The following is a 17,534-nucleotide window of genomic DNA, read 5'->3' as shown; positions in this document are numbered from 1 at the left end:
ACTATTTCGTTTTTTACGGTCCCAAAGAAAATTACAGAAACACACAGCAGGGTGCTGAACGAAGTCGAGAAGTTGCCCCATCAAGGTAAAGATGAATAATTGACGTCTACACGGCCGGGTGGTTGATGAGCCCCATCACCTGGCCTGTTCAGCCCATAATACCGCGGTAAAACGCCAACTCTTGTTCTAACACCGTCGCCTGATTCTTGGGCTGACGGAAACCGTGGGCTTCATTCGGGAAGTAATGGGTTTCAACCCGAATACCGTTGGCCTTCAGGCAATCGGCCATACAGCGGGTCTGTTCGGGCAAGACCACCCTGTCCTGCTCACCCTGAAAGAAGATCACCGGCACCCGGATCTGATCAGCGTGCTGCAGAGGCGAACGCTGGTCATAGCAATCAGGTACCTGCTCTGGATCGCCAATCAGCCAGTGCAGGTAACGGGATTCGAACTTGTGGGTCAGCTGGCTCAACCGGGCAGGATCACTGACGCCATAGAGGCTGGCGCCACCGCTGAAAATGCCGGAATGGCAGAGCGCGCTGAGCGTCGTGTAGCCACCCGCGCTGTTGCCGCGGATGAAGATGGCTCCGGGATCGGCCAGCTTTTGGTCAATCAAATCCTGAGCGACAGCTTCCACATCTTCAACATCGCTGACACCCCACTGCCCGGCCAGTTGCATGCGATAGTCACGGCCATACCCCGTGCTGCCGCGATAATTCACATCGGCGATCATGAAACCACGCTGCGTCCAGTATTGGATGGCAGGCTTGAAAACGGGAGCGGTGGTGGCCGTGGGACCGCCGTGGGTCCAGATGACCAACGGCAAAGCCTTATCTGACGGAACCCCCACTGGACGGTAGAGGAAATAGGGAACCTGGAGGCCCTGGACATAGACACTCAGGCTGACAGGCAAGCTGGGGGTATACTCGGGCACAAGGCCGCCATACAGGATGTCACACTGATCCGGATCATCGGCCGTCAGTTCACTATCAATGGCCAGGATTGCCGGCAGCCGGTCACTGAACTCTGCCACACAGGCCAGTCGAGCAGCGTCACACACCAATGCATGCAGACGCGCCGGCATCAAGCCCAACTCCAGAGGATGCCAGTCCTGAGCATCATGTCGCCAAAGCCGTGAATAGCCTTCACTCTGCCCCAGCACAAGCAACTCCCCTTCTGCATTCCAGCCATAGGTGCTCAGGCCGAACTGCCAAGGGGCGGTGGTGAACTCAGTACGGTTAGGGCAAGCTCCGGGCAGTGGCCGCAGCCCCTGCTCGGTGAGGACCTCAATTCGCCACCAGTTGTCCCGATCACTCACCACATGTAACTGGCCCTGGGGCGAAAAGCGCGGCTGCGCCCAGGCAAACGCCAAGCTGTTTGAAATCTCATGCGGCTGTTCAATGCCACCGGAGTCAGTGAGCTGCGCCAGCATCAAACGGGTACTGCACCAGGGCTGCCAGGGATGATCCCATTCGATCCAGGCCAGCTGTGTGCCGTCCGGACTCAGCGCTGGCGAACTGTAGAAGTCGGCCCCTTCCGCCAGTGTGTTCAGTGCTCCGGTCTGCAGATCAATCGCCACCAGACGATTGCGCGCTTCTGACCCTGCTTGATGGGTCTCGCTGATGGCGATCAAGCGGTTATGCCGAGAGTCATGCTGCAGGTCAGCGAAGCGGGTATCCGCGGCTTGGGTCAGCTGTCTGGGTCCGCCATCAGTACCCAATGACTGCAACCAGAGCTGTTGGTCGCTGTCATTGACGAAACAGGCATGGTCAGCTGCCAGGCACCAGGCGCCACCGCCATATTCATGCACTCGACTGCGCACACTGAAGCTGTCAGGCAGCAGGCTTAGCGCCTGTCCCTGCTCGAAGCGACAGAGACGGTTACAGCCACTGCCAGCATCGAAACTGACACCCAGTACCGCCCCCTGGTAGAACCTCAGGGCGGCATAATCGTGGATAGCGGCAACCGCCGCCTCAGCACTGAGCGGCTGCTCAGCCACGGGCGAATACACGGGAATTGCGCTCGTTACGGAACGTAATGGGCGTATCCTCGCCGACCTGCTCAGCCGCTGCACGGGCATCTAGGATCTTTTGGTGGTGCGGTGACTTGCTGCACACCGGGTCGGCAGCGTTCATGTCGCCGGCCAGCATATAGGCCTGACAACGACAGCCGCCCAGATCATTTTCCTTCTCGTCACAGGAACGGCAGGGCTCCTGCATCCAGTCATCACCCCGGAAGTGATTGAAGCCGAAGGAGTCATGCCAGATATGCTGCACGCTATTGTCTTTCACATTGGGAAACTCGATCGGCAGCATGCGGGCACTGTGGCACGGCAGCGCCGTGCCATCCGGCGTCACGGTCAGGAATATTTCGCCCCAGCCGTTCATACACTTCTTCGGTCGCTCCTCGTAATAATCCGGGGTCACGAAGATCAGCTTGATCGGATTGCCTTCGGCGGCCAGCTTGTCACGGTATTCATTGGTGATCCGCTCGGCCCGCTCCAGCTGTGCCCGGGTCGGCAACAGGGCTTCGCGGTTTTCGTGCGCCCAACCGTAGTACTGGCAGGTAGCCAGCTCCACGTAATCCGCCTCCAGTTCGACACACAGCTCGATGATGCGGTCGATCCGATCGATGTTGTGACGATGGGTCACGAAGTTGAGCACCATCGGGTAACCCTGGGCCTTCACCTCACGTGCCATCTTCAGCTTCTGCTGAAACGCCTTGTCGGAACCGGCCAGCATATTGTTAACCGTCTCGTCGGACGCCTGAAAGCTGATCTGGATATGATCCAGCCCGGCTTCACGGAAGGCCGCGATGCGGTCAGCATTGAGTCCGATGCCGGAGGTAATCAGGTTGGTGTAATAGCCCAGCTTGCGCCCTTCGGCGATCAGTTGCTCAAGATCACGGCGCACCAATGGCTCACCACCGGAGAAACCGAGTTGCGCCGCACCCATCTTGCGCGCCTGACGGAACACATCGATCCACTGTTCAGTGGTCAGCTCCTCGCCATGGTCGGCAAAATCAAGCGGGTTGCTGCAGTAGGGACACTGCAACGGGCACTTGTAGGTCAGTTCAGCCAGCAGCCAGAGCGGTGGGCTCTGGCTGGGCGTGGTATCAGCTGATGCGAATCCAGTTTTGCTCACGGGCAACCTCCAGGAACTCCAGTACATCCGGCCCCAGCTCCCCGGCATCAGGGAAGCGGGCCTCCAGAGAACGGATGATGGCGGCACAATCCTGCTCGCCGTTTACTTCAGCCAGAATGGCACCGGCACTGTCGTTAAGCTTGATCATCCCTTCAGGATAGAGCAGAACATGGCAGTTCTGCGCCTCTTCCCACTGAAAGCGGAACATGGGATTCAGGCTCGGGGTCTGTTCCAGCACGGGTTTATTCATTGAACAGACCTCGATGGTACACCGGCTCTTTGGTCACCGTGTGGTACGGCGGCCGCTCCAGCTCATAGGCCATGCTCATGGCGTCCAGCATGGTCCAGAGCACATCCAGCTTGAACTGCAGGATTTCCAGCATACGATCCTGCTGCTCACGGGTGGTGTAGTGATCCAGCGTGATCTGCAGGCCATGCTCGACGTCACGGCGGGCTTCGGTCAGGCGATTGCGGAAGTACTGATAGCCCTCCTCCTTGATCCACGGGTAATGCGTGGGCCAGGTATCCAGGCGCGACTGGTGGATATGAGGCGCAAACAGTTCGGTCAGCGAGGAGCTGGCCGCTTCCTGCCAGGTAGCACGACGTGCGAAGTTGACGTAGGCATCGACGGCGAAGCGCACGCCCGGCAGTACATGTTCCTGGGACAGGATTTCCTCTCGGGTCAGCCCCACGGCTTCACCCAGCTGCAGCCAGGCTTCGATACCGCCTACGGCACCGTCGTAGCCATCGTGGTCCATGATCCGCTGCAACCACTGTCGACGCACGTCACGGTGCGGACAGTTGGCCAGAATCGCGGCATCCTTGAGCGGGATATTGACCTGATAATAGAAACGGTTGGCAACCCAGCCGCGGATCTGTTCCGGGGTGGACTGACCAGCGTACATGGCGACGTGGTAGGGATGGTGAATATGGTAAAGATCGCCCTTGGCGCGCAAAGCCTGTTCGAATTCGCTGCGGCTCATCGGTTCACGGTTGCTCATGTCGGTATTCCTCAGAGTTCGATGCTCATGCCATCAAAGGCGACCTCGATCCCGTGCTCGGCCAGCACGCCCCGTTCAGGCGAGTCTTCGATCAGGATCGGGTTGGTGTTGTTGATATGGATAAGCACCTTGCGCGGCTTATTAAGCGTATCCAGGTAGGCAATCATGCCATCTTCACCGGACTGCGGCAGATGGCCCATATGCACGCCCAGCTTATCGCCAACACCGGCGTGAATCATCTCGTCCTCGCGCCACAGTGTGCCATCGACCAACAGGCAGTCCGCCTGCTCCATGATCGGACGCAGATGCTCTTCGATCTGGCCCAGGCCCGGTGCGTAGAACAGTGAGCGGCCCGTAGCGTCATCTTTAAGCAGCATGCCGATGTTGTCGCCAGGATGCGGGTCATTACGGTGCGGCGAGTACGGCGGCGCACTGGAGCGCAGCGGCACGGCCGTCAGGGTGATACCGGGCACTTCCGGGATGGTGAATTCGTTGTAGGTATCACTGCTGGGAACCTGGTTCCATACCAGACCACCGTTCCAGTGCTCCAGCATGTTGAACACCGGGAAGCCGGTGCTCAGATCCTGTTTGACCATATCCGTGCAGTAGACCTGGTGCGGACAGCCTTCGCGAAGCATCAGCAGGCCCGTGGTATGGTCGATCTGGCTGTCCATCAATACGACAGCGGCAATACCGGTATCGCGCTTGCCCTGCTTGGGCTGCAGGGGCTCGAAGCTTTCCAGCTGAGCACGGATATCCGGTGAGGCGTTGAACAGGATCCAGTCGCGGCCGTTAAGGCTGGCAGCGATGGATGATTGGGTACGGGCCTTGGCATTCAGGGTGCCGTTACGCAGGCCTTTGCAGTTGTCGCAGTTGCAGTTCCACTGCGGAAAGCCGCCCCCGGCCGCTGAGCCTAAGATCTGTATTTTCATTATTTTGATATCCGCTGGGGGTAGGAATTGCCGTTTGGCAGGAGAAGTGGGCAGCCCTTCAGGACCGCCCGACATGCTTAGCGGTTGGCAAAGTACATGGTAACTTCAAAGCCGATGCGCAGGTCAGTGTAGGCAGGTTTAGTCCACATGATGCTTTCCTCGTTTTTGTTATCGGTGTGTCATTGGAGACACCTTGATAGTAGGCAACTGCCCCCCTGCCCCAACATGGTACTTTGGAACGAATTCAGGGCTGATTTGGTATATCAACTGGTGGCATACAACCGTTGGAACACAGCCTCCGGACACCTTCTGCAGCTCATGCTTCACCCTTCTTGTGCGTCCATGCACTCGTGTTAAGCCTCCCGTGACGTGCCATACATTCACACATAAAAAAACGGCCCGGAGGGCCGTTAAAGTTTTGCTGCAGAGCAGAAGCTGCCAGGGTGAAGCAGCCGTGAATCGCACATCCTTGTGCAGAGCTTCGGAGAGCGCGCGGCCTGTTAGAAGAAGCCTAGCGGGTTGATGTCGTAGCTCACCAGCATGTTCTTGGTCTGCTGGTAGTGGTCGAGCATCATCTTGTGAGTTTCGCGGCCAACACCAGACTTCTTGTAGCCACCGAAGGCAGCGTGTGCCGGATACTGGTGGTAGCAGTTGGTCCAGACACGACCAGCCTGAATGCCACGACCCATGCGGTAAGAGCGGTTCATGTCACGGCTCCATACGCCTGCGCCCAGACCGAACTCGGTATCATTCGCGATGGCCAGCGCTTCCGCTTCGTCTTTGAAGGTAGTCACGGAGACAACCGGGCCAAAGATCTCTTCCTGGAAAACACGCATGTCATTGGTGCCTTTCAGCAGAGTCGGCTGGATGTAGTAGCCGGAGCTCAGGTCATCGCCCAGCTGCTCCTTGTCACCGCCGATCAGCACTTCAGCGCCTTCGTTACGACCAATGTCGAGGTAGCCCAGGATCTTTTCAAACTGTTCCTGAGACGCCTGGGCACCGACCATGGTTTCGGTATCGAGCGGGTTGCCACGCTTGATCTTCTTGATACGGTCGATCACCCGCTCAATGAACTGGTCATAAATGGTTTCCTGAACCAGCAGACGGGACGGGCAGGTGCAGACTTCACCCTGGTTGAAGAACGCCAGCACGGTACCTTCGACACACTTGTCGATGAAGGCATCTTCGTGATCCATGATGTCTTCGAAGTAGATGTTCGGCGACTTGCCGCCCAGCTCAACGGTAGACGGGATGATATTCTCGGCGGCACATTTCAGGATATGGGAGCCCACCGGGGTAGAACCGGTGAATGCGATCTTGGCAATGCGGGTGCTGGTTGCAAGCGCCTGACCAGCTTCTGCACCAAAGCCGTTAACTACGTTCAGCACACCTGCCGGCAGCAGGTCTTCAATCGCTTCAACCAGCTTCAGGATCGACCAGGGAGTCTGTTCAGCCGGCTTCAGTACGATGCAGTTACCTGCCGCCAGTGCCGGAGCGATTTTCCACGCGGCCATCAGCAGCGGGAAGTTCCACGGAATGATCTGACCAACAACGCCCAGCGGCTCGTGGAAGTGGTAAGCAACGGTGTTTTCGTCGATTTCGCCGATGGAGCCTTCCTGCGCACGGATACAACCGGCAAAGTAACGGAAGTGATCGACGGCCAGCGGCACGTCAGCCGCCAGGGTTTCACGAACGGCCTTGCCGTTGTCCCAGGTTTCGGCAACAGCGATCTTTTCCAGATTCGCTTCCAGACGATCGGCAATTTTCAGCAGAATGTTGGAACGTTCAGTAACGGAGGTACGGCCCCAGGCATCCTTGGCGGCGTGGGCAGCATCCAGTGCCAGTTCGATATCTTCGGCAGTGGAGCGCGGGATTTCACAGAAGGCTTCGCCTGTCACCGGTGAGATGTTCTGAAAGTACTCACCCTTGACCGGGGCTTTCCATTCGCCACCGATAAAGTTGCCGTAACGCGGCTGCAGAGTGACAATGGAGTCTGCCTGTCCTGGCTGTGCGTAGATCATATTCTTAGCCTCTTGTTGTTATTCGCATCACGCTCGAAGAGCAGTAACGATTGACGATTCAATCTTAGCTACCGCTATCGATATCCGAGTATAGTGCCTTGGGCCTGAGAATATGGCTCTTTAGTAGTAGACAGTAGGAAGTTTTGAGAGGGGTCAAAATGAGTGGGGGCTGCCCCCCACTCTCGGAGCAGACGTTACCAGTTACCGACCACGTAGCCCAGCTTATCGGGCAGCCAGAGCGCAATGCCCGGCACCAGCATCACCAGCAACAGACTGCAGGCCATGGCAGCAATAAAGATCAGCGCCCAGCCCATGGTGTGCTCAAGACGGATCTTGGCGATCCGAGTGGTCACCATCAGGTTTACCGCCACCGGAGGCGTAAACTGACCGATGGCGATATTCATTGCCAATAGAATACCGAACCAGACCGGGTTCCAGCCAAAGTGATTCATCAGCGGCAGCAGGATCGGGATCAGGATCAGATAGATCGACACCGCATCCAGCAGCATGCCCGCCAGCAGCACCAGCAGCATCACCAGCAGCAACAGCACCCAGCCATTATCGGACAGGGACAGTAAAGCTTCCGCCAGATGCTGGAAGGTACCCAGCGTAGTGCCCGCCCACGCAAAGATGCCGGCCAGCGCGATGATCAGCATTACCACACCTGATGTGACCGCGGCCTCGGTCATCAGGTTGAACAGATCCTTGAAACTCAGGTTACGGTAGATCAGACTGCCGACGATCACGCCGTAGGTCACGGCCACCACGGCCGCTTCCGTTGGGGTGAACAGGCCTGAGCGCAGGCCGCCCAGGATGATCACCGGAGCAAAGAGTGCCGGCAGTGCGGCCTTGAAGCTCTCCCAGATCGGCGGACGTTCTGACGCCTGAGGGTCTTCCCAGCCATGTTTGCGCGCCAACAGCAACGCCGGTACCAGCAACGACAGACCAGCCAGGATGCCGGGAAAGAGACCTGCAGCAAAGAGCGCGCGCAGGTCGACCCCCGGCACCACGATGGAGTACAGGATCAGCGCAATCGACGGCGGAATCAGGATAGCCGTTGATGAAGAGGCCGCGATCAGCGTAGCCGAGAAGGGCTGCGGATAGCCCGCCTTGCGCATGCTGGGCAGCATTACCATGGCGACGGCGGCAGCATCGGCCGGGCCGGATCCGCTCATGCCCCCCATGATCAGGCACACCAGCACGGCCACCACAGCAAGACCACCATGGCGCGGGCCAATCAACGCCTGGGCGAAACGAACCAGGCTCCCCGCCACCCCTGCCCGTTCAAAGATCAGACCGGTAAGGATAAACAGCGGAATGGCGATCAGCGGGTATTTGGCCACGCTGTTGTAGGTGTTGGTACCCAGCGTCGCCAGCATATCCGGTGAAAGGCCGGTGACAATGCCGACCACACCGCCCAGGCCAAGTGCGATCGCCACCGGCACCCCCAGCAGCAGGGCAATCAGGAAGCTGGCGATCATCAGCAGATCAGGACTCATGAATCACCTCCTCGTCTTCTTTGCCGCGCAAACGATCGATCAGGTTCTGGGTCATGCGGATCATGATCGCCGCCGCCATCAGCGGCAGCCAGACCACATAAATCCAGTTCGGTAGCCCCAGCCCCGGAGACAGTGATTCCCATTGATACTCTTCCAGCGCAAACACTGAGCCATACCAGGCCGTGATGCCCAGCACGATCATGCCGGCCAGCCACTGCAGAACAAACACCAGCTTCAACATCCCCTTGGGCAGGTGATGCTCAATCAGTTCAATGCGAATATGCTGATTGTGCCGTGCCGCTACGGCCGCACCGGCAAATGTGAGCAGAACCAGGAAGAACACCGAAAACTCTTCGGTAAAGGCGAAGGATGCATCAGTCGCATAACGGACGATGACGTTACCAAGGCTGATCAGACAGATCGCGATCAGCGCCAGCGTGGCGAGCCAGGCCTCAGGCCTGAACTTGGGGCGTCGAGTAGACATTTCAGCTCCGTTCAAGACAACAACGCCCGCACGAAAGGCGGGCGTTCAGGCGGTTCAGAGACGTTACTTGCGGTTGGCAACCGCGTCCTGAGCCTGTTTGACCAGTTCTTCGCCGATGCGCGGAGTCCATTTCTCGTACACGGACCGGGTCGCTTCAACGAAAGCGGCGTGCTGTTCCGGTGTCAGGTCAGTGACCTCAACACCACGCTCCTTGATCTTGGCCAGAGTAGCCTCCAGCTCGGCACGGGATTTCTCGATCTCCCACTTGCCGGCATCAATCGCGGCCTGCTGCAGCAGCTGCTGATCTTCCGGCGAGAACTGACGCCATACACGGGTGCTAACCGCAAATACCAGCGGATCGGCCATGTAACCCCAGCGGGTCAAGTGCGTCTGGCCCACCTGGTCGATACGTGCCACGTCAAAAACGGACAGCGGGTTTTCCTGGCCATCAACGGCACCCGTGGTCAGGGCCGGCTTGGCATCGGCCCAGCTCATCTGGGTCGGGTTGGCGCCCAAAGCGGTGAAGGTATCCTGGAACAGCGGTGAACCGACCACACGGATCTTCAGACCCTGGAGATCAGACGGTTCATCAACTTTGAGCTTGGAGTTGGACAACTGACGGAAACCGTTTTCACCCCAGGCCAGCGGCGTCACACCACGCTTTTCAATCGCGGCAAATACGGCCTTGCCGGCTTCGCCCTGGGTGATCGCATCGATCGAGGCGTGGTCCGGCATCAGGAACGGCAGTGAGAACAGGTTCAGCTCAGGCACCTGCGGCGACCAGTTGATGGTGGAGCCGACCGACATGTCAATCAGGCCGGAACGCATGGCCGAGAATTCCTTGGTCTGGTCACCTGACACCAGCTGTGCACTGCTGTAGATCTTCATGTTGATGCGCCCTTCTGAGCGCTCCTTCACCAGCTCGACCCATTTGTCAGCAGCCTGCCCCCAGGGGAATGCAGACGGCAGCACGGTAGAGACGGTGTATTCAGCCTTGTATTCGGCATGGGCGATGGGGCTCATCAGCATGCAGGCAGCCGCTGCAGCCATGAATGTACGACGTTTGAGCATCTATCCAGTCCTTTATCGTTATGATCCAGCAGACACGGTGCAACGCAGGTCCAAATTAGTTCGGATGTTAACAACCGCGGGAAGATTATAAAGTGCTGATAGAAGCCGGCGCAAAATGAATTGCTGCAGATTTATAACAAAAAACGAAAAATCCCCGCCAAAGCGGGGATTTTCAGAAGGATACTAGACCAAGGTTTAATGGTCCGGGGCAGCCTTGGGCGCGTCCTGATTCTCGTAGATCAGAATCGGCTCGGAAGTGCCACTGATAACACCTTCGTCGATCACAACCTTGGCTACATTCTCCAATGACGGCAGCTGGTACATGATATCCAGCAAAGTCGCTTCGAGGATGGAGCGCAAACCACGGGCACCGGTGCGACGCTCCAGGGCTTTGGTGGCAACCGCCTTCAGTGCCTCTTCGCGGAAGTCGACTTCAACCCCTTCCATCTCGAACAGTGCCTGGTACTGTTTGACCAGGCTGTTCTTCGGCTCGGTCAGGATCTGGATCAGCGCTTCCTCATCCAGCTCCGACAGGGTTGCGACCATCGGCAGACGACCGACAAATTCGGGGATCAGACCGAACTTGACCAAATCTTCCGCTTCAACATCGTGCAGCACTTCGCTCAGACGGCTCTCGTCCTTGCTCTTGACTACCGCACTGAAGCCGATGGAGCTGCGTTCGCTGCGATCGCGGATGATCTTTTCCAGACCCGCGAAAGCACCACCACAGATGAACAGGATGTTAGACGTATCCACCTGCAGGAATTCCTGCTGCGGATGTTTACGACCACCCTGAGGCGGAACCGATGCCACCGTACCTTCGATCAGCTTCAGCAATGCCTGCTGTACGCCCTCACCAGACACATCGCGGGTGATGGACGGGTTGTCAGACTTGCGCGAAATCTTGTCGATCTCGTCAATGTAGACGATACCCAGCTGGGCTTTTTCGACATCATAGTCACATTTCTGCAGCAGCTTCTGGATGATATTTTCGACATCCTCGCCCACGTAACCCGCTTCGGTCAGCGTGGTAGCATCCGCGATGGTGAACGGAACGTTCAACAGGCGCGCCATGGTTTCGGCCAACAGCGTTTTACCGCTCCCGGTCGGACCAATCAGCAGAATGTTACTCTTACCCAGTTCCACATCGCCCTTCTGCTGGAAACGCAGACGCTTGTAGTGGTTGTATACCGCAACAGCCAGTACCTTTTTGGCGCGCTCCTGACCGATAACATAGTCATCCAGGGTTGCCTTGATCTCTGCCGGTGTAGGCAGGGTCTCACGCGTCTCCTGCTCGTCGATCTCCTGAATCTCCTCACGGATGATGTCGTTACAGAGATCAACACACTCATCACAGATAAAGACAGAGGGACCTGCGATCAATTTGCGCACTTCATCCTGGCTTTTGCCGCAGAAGGAACAGAACAGCTTGCTGCCCTCGCCCCCTTTGCCGGTCGTCTCGTCTGCCATCTTCTTACCTCAAAAAACCATTTACTCTTTGTATGCGCCCGATACCGGACAATTTCAACCCTGAACAGATGATCCGGTCAGGGCAACCCGGTACCGGTGATGACATCAGTCGGTGCCCAGGCGGCGTTCCAAAACGCTGTCGATCAGGCCGTATTCGGCTGCCGTCTTCGAATCCATGAAGTTGTCGCGATCAGTATCACGCACGACGGTCTCGAGATCCTGCCCAGTGTGCTCTGCCAGCAGGCGATTGAGCTTTTCACGGATAGTCAGGATTTCACGGGTATGGATCTCGATATCCGTAGCCTGCCCCTGGTAACCACCCAACGGCTGATGGATCATCATACGGGCGTTGGGCAGCGCAGAACGCTTGCCGGGAGCACCGCCTGCCAGCAGAAAGGCGCCCATGCTGCAAGCCTGACCGATACACATGGTGCTGACGTCCGGTTTGATGAACTGCATGGTATCGTAAATCGCCATGCCAGCCGTTACCGAGCCACCCGGAGAGTTGATGTAGAGGTGGATATCCTTATCGGGGTTCTCGGCTTCCAGGAACAGCAGCTGAGCCACGATCAGGTTGGCCATATGGTCTTCGACCTGCCCCACCATAAAAATCACCCGCTCCTTGAGCAGGCGGGAGTAGATATCGTAGGCTCGCTCACCGCGTGAGCTCTGCTCGACAACCATCGGCACCAGGCCGGAGTTGCTGATTTCGTTGGTGCGCCCAGTGTAGATATCTGCCATGCACTAATTCTCCTTACCCTGATAAGCAAAAAAACGACAGTCAGCCAAGCCAACTGTCGTTTCCTTTATGGCTTACGCCCTGACCGGGGTTCCGGATCAGGCTTCGCTTTCTTCTGCGTCAGCAACTTCTTCCTGCTGCTGAGCCGGCTGAATGGCTTCCTCGTAAGGAACAGCCTTTTCAGTGACTTTAGCAGATGCCACCAGATGATCAACTACCTGATCTTCCAGCACCAGGCTCTTGATCTGGTTCAGGATCTGGTCGTTACCGTAGTACCAGTCGATAACCTGCTGGGCATCCTGGTAAGTGGAAGCCATCTCTTCAACGGTTTCACGAACACGATCTTCGTCCGCTTCCAGTTCAGCCGTCTTAACGACTTCCTGAACCAGCAGGCCGACGCTTACGCGACGCTTGGCCTGATCTTCGAACATTTCCTTCGGCAGCATGTTCGGGTCGATATTAGCATCCTGACCGCCGAACTGCTGGATCGCCTGACGACGCAGGTTGTCGATTTCGCTGTCGATCAGCGCAGCCGGTACTTCGATGGCGTTAACTTTCAGCAGCTCAGTGAAGACCTGATCTTTCAGCTTCATCTTCAGCGCCTGCTTCAGTTCGCGCTCCATGTTCTTGCGTACTTCAGCCTTGAAGCCGTCCAGCTCTTTCTCTTCGATACCGAAGCGAGAGAAGAACTCTTCGTTCAGTTCCGGCAGTTCCTGAGCAGAAACGGACTGTACCTTGGTCTTGAAGACAGCCGCTTTACCTTTCAGGTTCTCAGCGTGGTAGTCTTCCGGGAAAGATACTTCCAGGTCGAACTCTTCGCCCGCTTTCTTGCCTTCCAGGCCAGCTTCGAAGCCCGGGATCATGGCGCCGGAGCCCAGCACCAGGTCGTGGCCTTCAGCCTTGCCACCTTCGAATGCTTCACCATCGATGAAACCTTCGAAATCAATTTTCACGCGATCGCCTTCAGCGGCTGCACGGTCAACTTCAGTCCAGTTGGCCTGCTGCTTCTGCAGGGTTTCGATCATTTTCTCCAGATCGGCATCAGCGATTTCAGCTGTCTGCTTCTCCAGTTCAACACCGGCCAGGTCCTTCAGTTCGATTTCCGGGTACACTTCGAAGGTTGCAACGTACTGCAGGTCTTCACCTTCCTTGTCGTTCTTGAATTCGATGCTCGGGCCACCAGCCGGCTGCAGTTTTTCCTGCTCAACGGCGGTGTAGAAGGTTTCCTGAACTACCTGCCCCAGTACGTCCTGACGGATCGAGCTGCCAAACATGCGCTTGATCACCTTGGGCGGTACTTTACCCGGACGGAAGCCATCCAGACGGCGAGTGCGTGCCTGCTGGGCAACCAGTTTGTCTACGTCCTGGTCGATGCGCTCAGCCGGAACAGTGATGGTCATCTGACGCTCAAGGCCGGAAGTCGTTTCAACAGAAACTTGCATGGAGATCCTCACAAATAGTTTGCAGCATGATGTAGCGACCTGCAGGCTCGTCTTAATATAGAACGACCGACCAGCAGAGCCAAAATTCTAAAGCGCGAAATTTTCATGCAAGCGCCGCCATTAGTCAAGCGAAACGCCACATTACAGAACGCAAAAACAGCGCAAAAAGGCGCCGTAAAATGAATAAAAACAAGGAGATATAAGAAAGAGAGGAGATACACTGGGGTGGACGATGGGGCTCGAACCCACGACCACCGGAATCACAATCCGGGGCTCTACCAACTGAGCTACGCCCACCACATTAGTGTATCGGGTGTTCATGGTGCGGACGGAGAGACTCGAACTCTCACACCTTGCGGCACTGGAACCTAAATCCAGCGTGTCTACCAATTCCACCACGTCCGCATCAGCAAACGCCGATGATGTTGCTTGAGGTAATGGGGTGGACGATGGGGCTCGAACCCACGACCACCGGAATCACAATCCGGGGCTCTACCAACTGAGCTACGCCCACCACAACCTCTTTTTTACTCAACCATCCAGACAGCCTGGCACGCCCGGCAGGACTCGAACCTGCAACCTACGGCTTAGAAGGCCGTTGCTCTATCCGGTTGAGCTACGAGCGCATTATACGCCGCCTCGTCTTGAGTAACACCCCGTCTCGAGGAGGTGCGTATATTAGGCGCACTCCCCGGCCGCGTCAACACCTTTTTTCATTTTTTTTAACAGAAACAACATCCTGTAACCAAAAGAGCGATAAAAGTCCATTGGCTCCCGGGCCTCAAAGATGAGAAAATCACCTCATTCTTTGCATCTACAATGTACTTAAAGGAAAAGACCTCACCCATGAGCGCTCAGATCATTGATGGCAAACAGATCGCGTCCGACGTCCGTCAACAGGTTCGCGCCGGTATCGACGCCCGCCTGGCCGCAGGCAAGCGTGCGCCCTGCCTCGCCGTAGTCCTGGTGGGCAGCGACCCGGCCTCCCAGGTTTATGTTCGCAACAAGAAAAACGCCTGTGCCGAGGTAGGCATCACTTCCAAGGCCTACGACCTGCCGGCCGAGACGTCCCGTGAAGAACTGCTGCAACTGGTTGACGCGCTGAACGAAGACAGCGATGTAGACGGCATCCTGGTACAGCTGCCACTGCCGGCACATCTGGACTCCACTGAAGTACTGGAGCGCATCCGCCCCGACAAGGATGTTGACGGATTCCATGCCTTCAACCTGGGCCGCCTGGCACAGCGCATCCCGGTGCTGCGCCCCTGTACCCCTAAAGGCGTGATGACACTGCTGGCTTCAACCGGCGTCGATTTGCATGGCCAGGAAGCCGTGATTGTTGGTGCGTCCAACATTGTCGGCCGTCCGATGACACTGGAGCTGCTGCTGGCAGGGTGCACCACCACCACGACTCACCGTTTCACCCGCGACCTTGAAGCGCATGTTCGTCGCGCTGATATCGTTGTTGTCGGTGTCGGCATCCCGGGACTAGTCAAGGGCGAGTGGATCAAGCCGGGCGCTATCGTTATCGACGTTGGCATCAACCGCCTGGACGACGGCCGCCTGGTCGGCGATGTTGATTATGCACCCGCCGCTGAACGAGCCGGCTGGATCACGCCCGTACCGGGCGGTGTCGGACCGATGACAGTAGCCAGCCTGATGGAAAATACGCTGGAAGCTGCCAACCGCCTCGACGCCTGATTGCTGAGCCCGGTTCGCCGACTGACGAACCGGGCCTGCTTATCAAGCCACCCACCTGCCAGCGACACAGTCTCACCAGGAACAGTACAGCACTACATCATCAGGAATATGCAGGATGCAACTTGACGCCCAGCTTGATACAAGCACCAGGGACAGCACATGGCGCCACCGAATCCGCCAAAGCCCACTACTGGCGGTACTGATTCTCGCTTCTGGCCTTTGCCTCAGCTTCTACCTGTCATCCAAAGCCGCACAACAGTCTCGCGAACTGACGCTGGATCGCTTTCAGGCCACCGTGCAGCAAACCACCCGGGTCATCCAGGAAAAAATCGACCGCTTTTCCTTGCTTATGATGACCGGCCGAGGCTTGATCCTGAACAACTCATCACTGCCTTCCGCCGAGATCAATACTCGCTGGCATAGAATGTTTGATTCCTTTCAGGTTGATTATGGCGACTTGGGCGTTGTAGGCCTGAGCTTTACCCGTTTCATCCCTGCCCACGAACGCGCAGCCTTTACTGCCAACTTTAACCGGCAAGACACGCGCAGGCTGAAAATCTTCCCGCCACCAGCCGATAATCAACCAAGCCTTGCCGTGCTGCACCTGGTCCCGAAAAGCATTGAAGAGCGAATGCTGGGATATGACCTGATGAGCGAGGAAAAGCGCCGTCAGGCTGTTCTGGAAACCATGCGCACCGGACGCATGGTCCTCAGCCGCCCCCTCTCCCTGCTGCCAACCGACATCAATTCACTGGATTACCTGCAAATGCTGCCTGTACGCAGCACAGAAGACGATGTAACAGACCGCTTCCTGGGCATCGTAACCATTGGTTTCAGCATGAGCATGCTGATCGAAGCAAGCCTCAAAGATCTATCCACGCCAATGCGGGTAGAATTGATCGATACACGCGAATCCCTGAACACCCCCAGCTTCGACACTCACCCTGCCCTCGGCGACACAGAAAGCGCGCTGTCACTCACCAGGGTACTCAATATCGGCAAGCATTCGTTGACATTGCAGATCTCCAACCTTGACCCTGGCGCAAACGCAACCTTCACGCGCCGGTATGACATTGCCACTTTGACATCAGGGCTTTCGCTCACCCTGATGCTGACCCTGATCTCCATGTTCTTCATTATTACTCGCCAACAGGCACTTCAGCTGAGCCGCAAGATGGCCTCGCGCGCCGAAGAGATGCACCAGCGCTACAAATCCCTGTTTGCCCAGTCCCCGGAAGCGATCGTAGTTCATGTCAATGACCGGGTAGAGCTGGCGAACCAGCATGCCGCACGCCTCTTTGGCTGCACCTCACCTGAAGAACTCTACCATCGCCCTATCACCGACCTGGTACACCCAAGCAGCATGGAGCTTGTACGACGTCGACGCGCCACACTAAGCCAGGGCTCACCACTTGAACCCGCCGAGCAACTACTGGTTCGCACGAATGGCCAGCCATTTATGGCAGAGGTTTCCAGCTCTCTGATCAACCACCAGAGCCAGGAAGCAACCCAAGTCATTTTCAGAGACATTTCAGACGAGAAACAGCAACGTCTTGAAGCCCGGATGACCCATATTCTGCTTGAACACAGCCATGATGCACTCATGGTCACCGATGCCAAAGGTCAAATTGAACTGATCAACCCCGCTTTTCAACGCCTGACCGGCTACAGCAGCAAGAACGCCATTGGGCGCACTCCCGACCTGCTGAATTCGGGCCAGCACAGCAGCCAGTTCTTTTATCAACTCTGGTCATCAATCACGGAGAGCGGGCTGTGGCAGGGCGACATCATCAACCGCAGCAGAAATGGCCACCTGTATATTCAGGAAACAGATATCCATGCCCTGCGCAATGAAGATCAGGAGATCACCCATTTCGTTTGCCTGATGCGTGATGTAACCGAACAACGCAATGGCCTTGCCCTGCATACCAATGATGAACGAAGCAAAGCCCGCTGAAGCTGATAACGATTAGCTGCAGCAAACACCAATAAAAACGCCGCCTCAAAGGGCGGCGTTAATGCACAGTATCC

General features: G+C 56.9%; 15 protein-coding genes and 4 tRNA genes. 2 read left to right on the top strand and 17 right to left on the bottom strand.

The genetic code is table 11. The features are described 5' to 3' along the window. Positions 1–148: 148 nt before the first annotated feature. From ABD013_RS03650 to ABD013_RS03570, 17 genes are all read right to left on the bottom strand, one after another. Entirely contained in the window at positions 149–2,011 is a 1,863-nt protein-coding gene (locus ABD013_RS03650) for an alpha/beta hydrolase family protein (RefSeq protein WP_343802419.1), read from the bottom strand. Continuing rightward, positions 1,992–3,143, bottom strand: coding sequence for a pyrroloquinoline quinone biosynthesis protein PqqE (gene pqqE / locus ABD013_RS03645; protein ID WP_343802416.1), 1,152 nt, complete (start codon positions 3,141–3,143; stop codon positions 1,992–1,994). The genes ABD013_RS03650 and pqqE overlap by 20 nt, the downstream gene beginning before the upstream one ends. Next, on the bottom strand, positions 3,115–3,393 hold the full coding sequence (pqqD, locus tag ABD013_RS03640) for a pyrroloquinoline quinone biosynthesis peptide chaperone PqqD (protein ID WP_343802413.1): 279 nt from the start codon (positions 3,391–3,393) through the stop codon (positions 3,115–3,117). Before pqqD ends, pqqE begins: the two co-directional genes overlap by 29 nt. Beyond that, positions 3,386–4,144 (bottom strand): pyrroloquinoline-quinone synthase PqqC, encoded by a 759-nt coding sequence (pqqC, locus tag ABD013_RS03635; protein WP_343802410.1) that lies wholly within the window; start codon positions 4,142–4,144, stop codon positions 3,386–3,388. The genes pqqD and pqqC overlap by 8 nt, the downstream gene beginning before the upstream one ends. Before the next feature lie 11 nt (positions 4,145–4,155). Further along, on the bottom strand, positions 4,156–5,076 hold the full coding sequence (gene pqqB, locus ABD013_RS03630) for a pyrroloquinoline quinone biosynthesis protein PqqB (RefSeq protein ID WP_343802408.1): 921 nt from the start codon (positions 5,074–5,076) through the stop codon (positions 4,156–4,158). A gap of 77 nt (positions 5,077–5,153) precedes the next feature. After that, entirely contained in the window at positions 5,154–5,225 is a 72-nt protein-coding gene (gene pqqA, locus ABD013_RS03625; protein WP_003243383.1) for a pyrroloquinoline quinone precursor peptide PqqA, read from the bottom strand. 351 nt (positions 5,226–5,576) lie between these two features. Continuing rightward, entirely contained in the window at positions 5,577–7,097 is a 1,521-nt protein-coding gene (gene exaC / locus ABD013_RS03620) for an acetaldehyde dehydrogenase ExaC (protein WP_343802405.1), read from the bottom strand. A 194-nt stretch (positions 7,098–7,291) separates the two neighbouring features. Further along, positions 7,292–8,596 (bottom strand): TRAP transporter large permease, encoded by a 1,305-nt coding sequence (locus ABD013_RS03615; protein WP_343802402.1) that lies wholly within the window; start codon positions 8,594–8,596, stop codon positions 7,292–7,294. Continuing rightward, complete coding sequence (locus tag ABD013_RS03610) at positions 8,586–9,080, bottom strand: TRAP transporter small permease (protein WP_343802399.1); 495 nt, start codon at positions 9,078–9,080, stop codon at positions 8,586–8,588. The genes ABD013_RS03615 and ABD013_RS03610 overlap by 11 nt, the downstream gene beginning before the upstream one ends. A gap of 63 nt (positions 9,081–9,143) precedes the next feature. Continuing rightward, complete coding sequence (locus ABD013_RS03605) at positions 9,144–10,130, bottom strand: DctP family TRAP transporter solute-binding subunit (RefSeq protein WP_343803964.1); 987 nt, start codon at positions 10,128–10,130, stop codon at positions 9,144–9,146. Positions 10,131–10,346: 216 nt separating this feature from the next. Further along, the gene (gene clpX / locus ABD013_RS03600; RefSeq protein ID WP_343802396.1) at positions 10,347–11,621 is read right to left on the bottom strand and encodes an ATP-dependent protease ATP-binding subunit ClpX; all 1,275 of its coding nucleotides are present in this window, start codon (positions 11,619–11,621) and stop codon (positions 10,347–10,349) included. 105 nt (positions 11,622–11,726) lie between these two features. After that, positions 11,727–12,362 carry an ATP-dependent Clp endopeptidase proteolytic subunit ClpP gene (clpP, locus tag ABD013_RS03595; RefSeq protein ID WP_343802393.1) on the bottom strand — a complete coding sequence of 212 codons (636 nt, stop codon included), beginning with the start codon at positions 12,360–12,362 and terminating at the stop codon, positions 11,727–11,729. Between the two features lie 96 nt (positions 12,363–12,458). Continuing rightward, positions 12,459–13,802, bottom strand: coding sequence for a trigger factor (gene tig / locus ABD013_RS03590; RefSeq protein WP_343802390.1), 1,344 nt, complete (start codon positions 13,800–13,802; stop codon positions 12,459–12,461). Between the two features lie 221 nt (positions 13,803–14,023). Beyond that, positions 14,024–14,099 (bottom strand) — tRNA-His (locus ABD013_RS03585). 23 nt (positions 14,100–14,122) lie between these two features. Further along, positions 14,123–14,207: transfer RNA gene (locus ABD013_RS03580), tRNA-Leu, on the bottom strand. 33 nt (positions 14,208–14,240) lie between these two features. Continuing rightward, positions 14,241–14,316: transfer RNA gene (locus ABD013_RS03575), tRNA-His, on the bottom strand. Between the two features lie 35 nt (positions 14,317–14,351). Next, a tRNA-Arg gene (locus ABD013_RS03570) sits at positions 14,352–14,428 on the bottom strand. Between the two features lie 220 nt (positions 14,429–14,648). On the opposite strand from ABD013_RS03570, the gene folD reads away from it, so the two are divergent. Continuing rightward, positions 14,649–15,503 (top strand): bifunctional methylenetetrahydrofolate dehydrogenase/methenyltetrahydrofolate cyclohydrolase FolD, encoded by an 855-nt coding sequence (folD, locus tag ABD013_RS03565; protein WP_343802387.1) that lies wholly within the window; start codon positions 14,649–14,651, stop codon positions 15,501–15,503. Between the two features lie 115 nt (positions 15,504–15,618). Further along, positions 15,619–17,460 carry a PAS domain S-box protein gene (locus ABD013_RS03560; protein ID WP_343802384.1) on the top strand — a complete coding sequence of 614 codons (1,842 nt, stop codon included), beginning with the start codon at positions 15,619–15,621 and terminating at the stop codon, positions 17,458–17,460. Positions 17,461–17,534 lie beyond the last annotated feature (74 nt).

This window comes from Marinobacterium maritimum, assembly GCF_039523155.1.
GTDB classification, from domain to species: Bacteria; Pseudomonadota; Gammaproteobacteria; order Pseudomonadales; family Balneatricaceae; genus Marinobacterium; species Marinobacterium maritimum.
The sequence above is the reverse complement of the archived record's forward strand: the minus strand, read 5'-3'. Positions and strand labels throughout refer to the sequence as shown.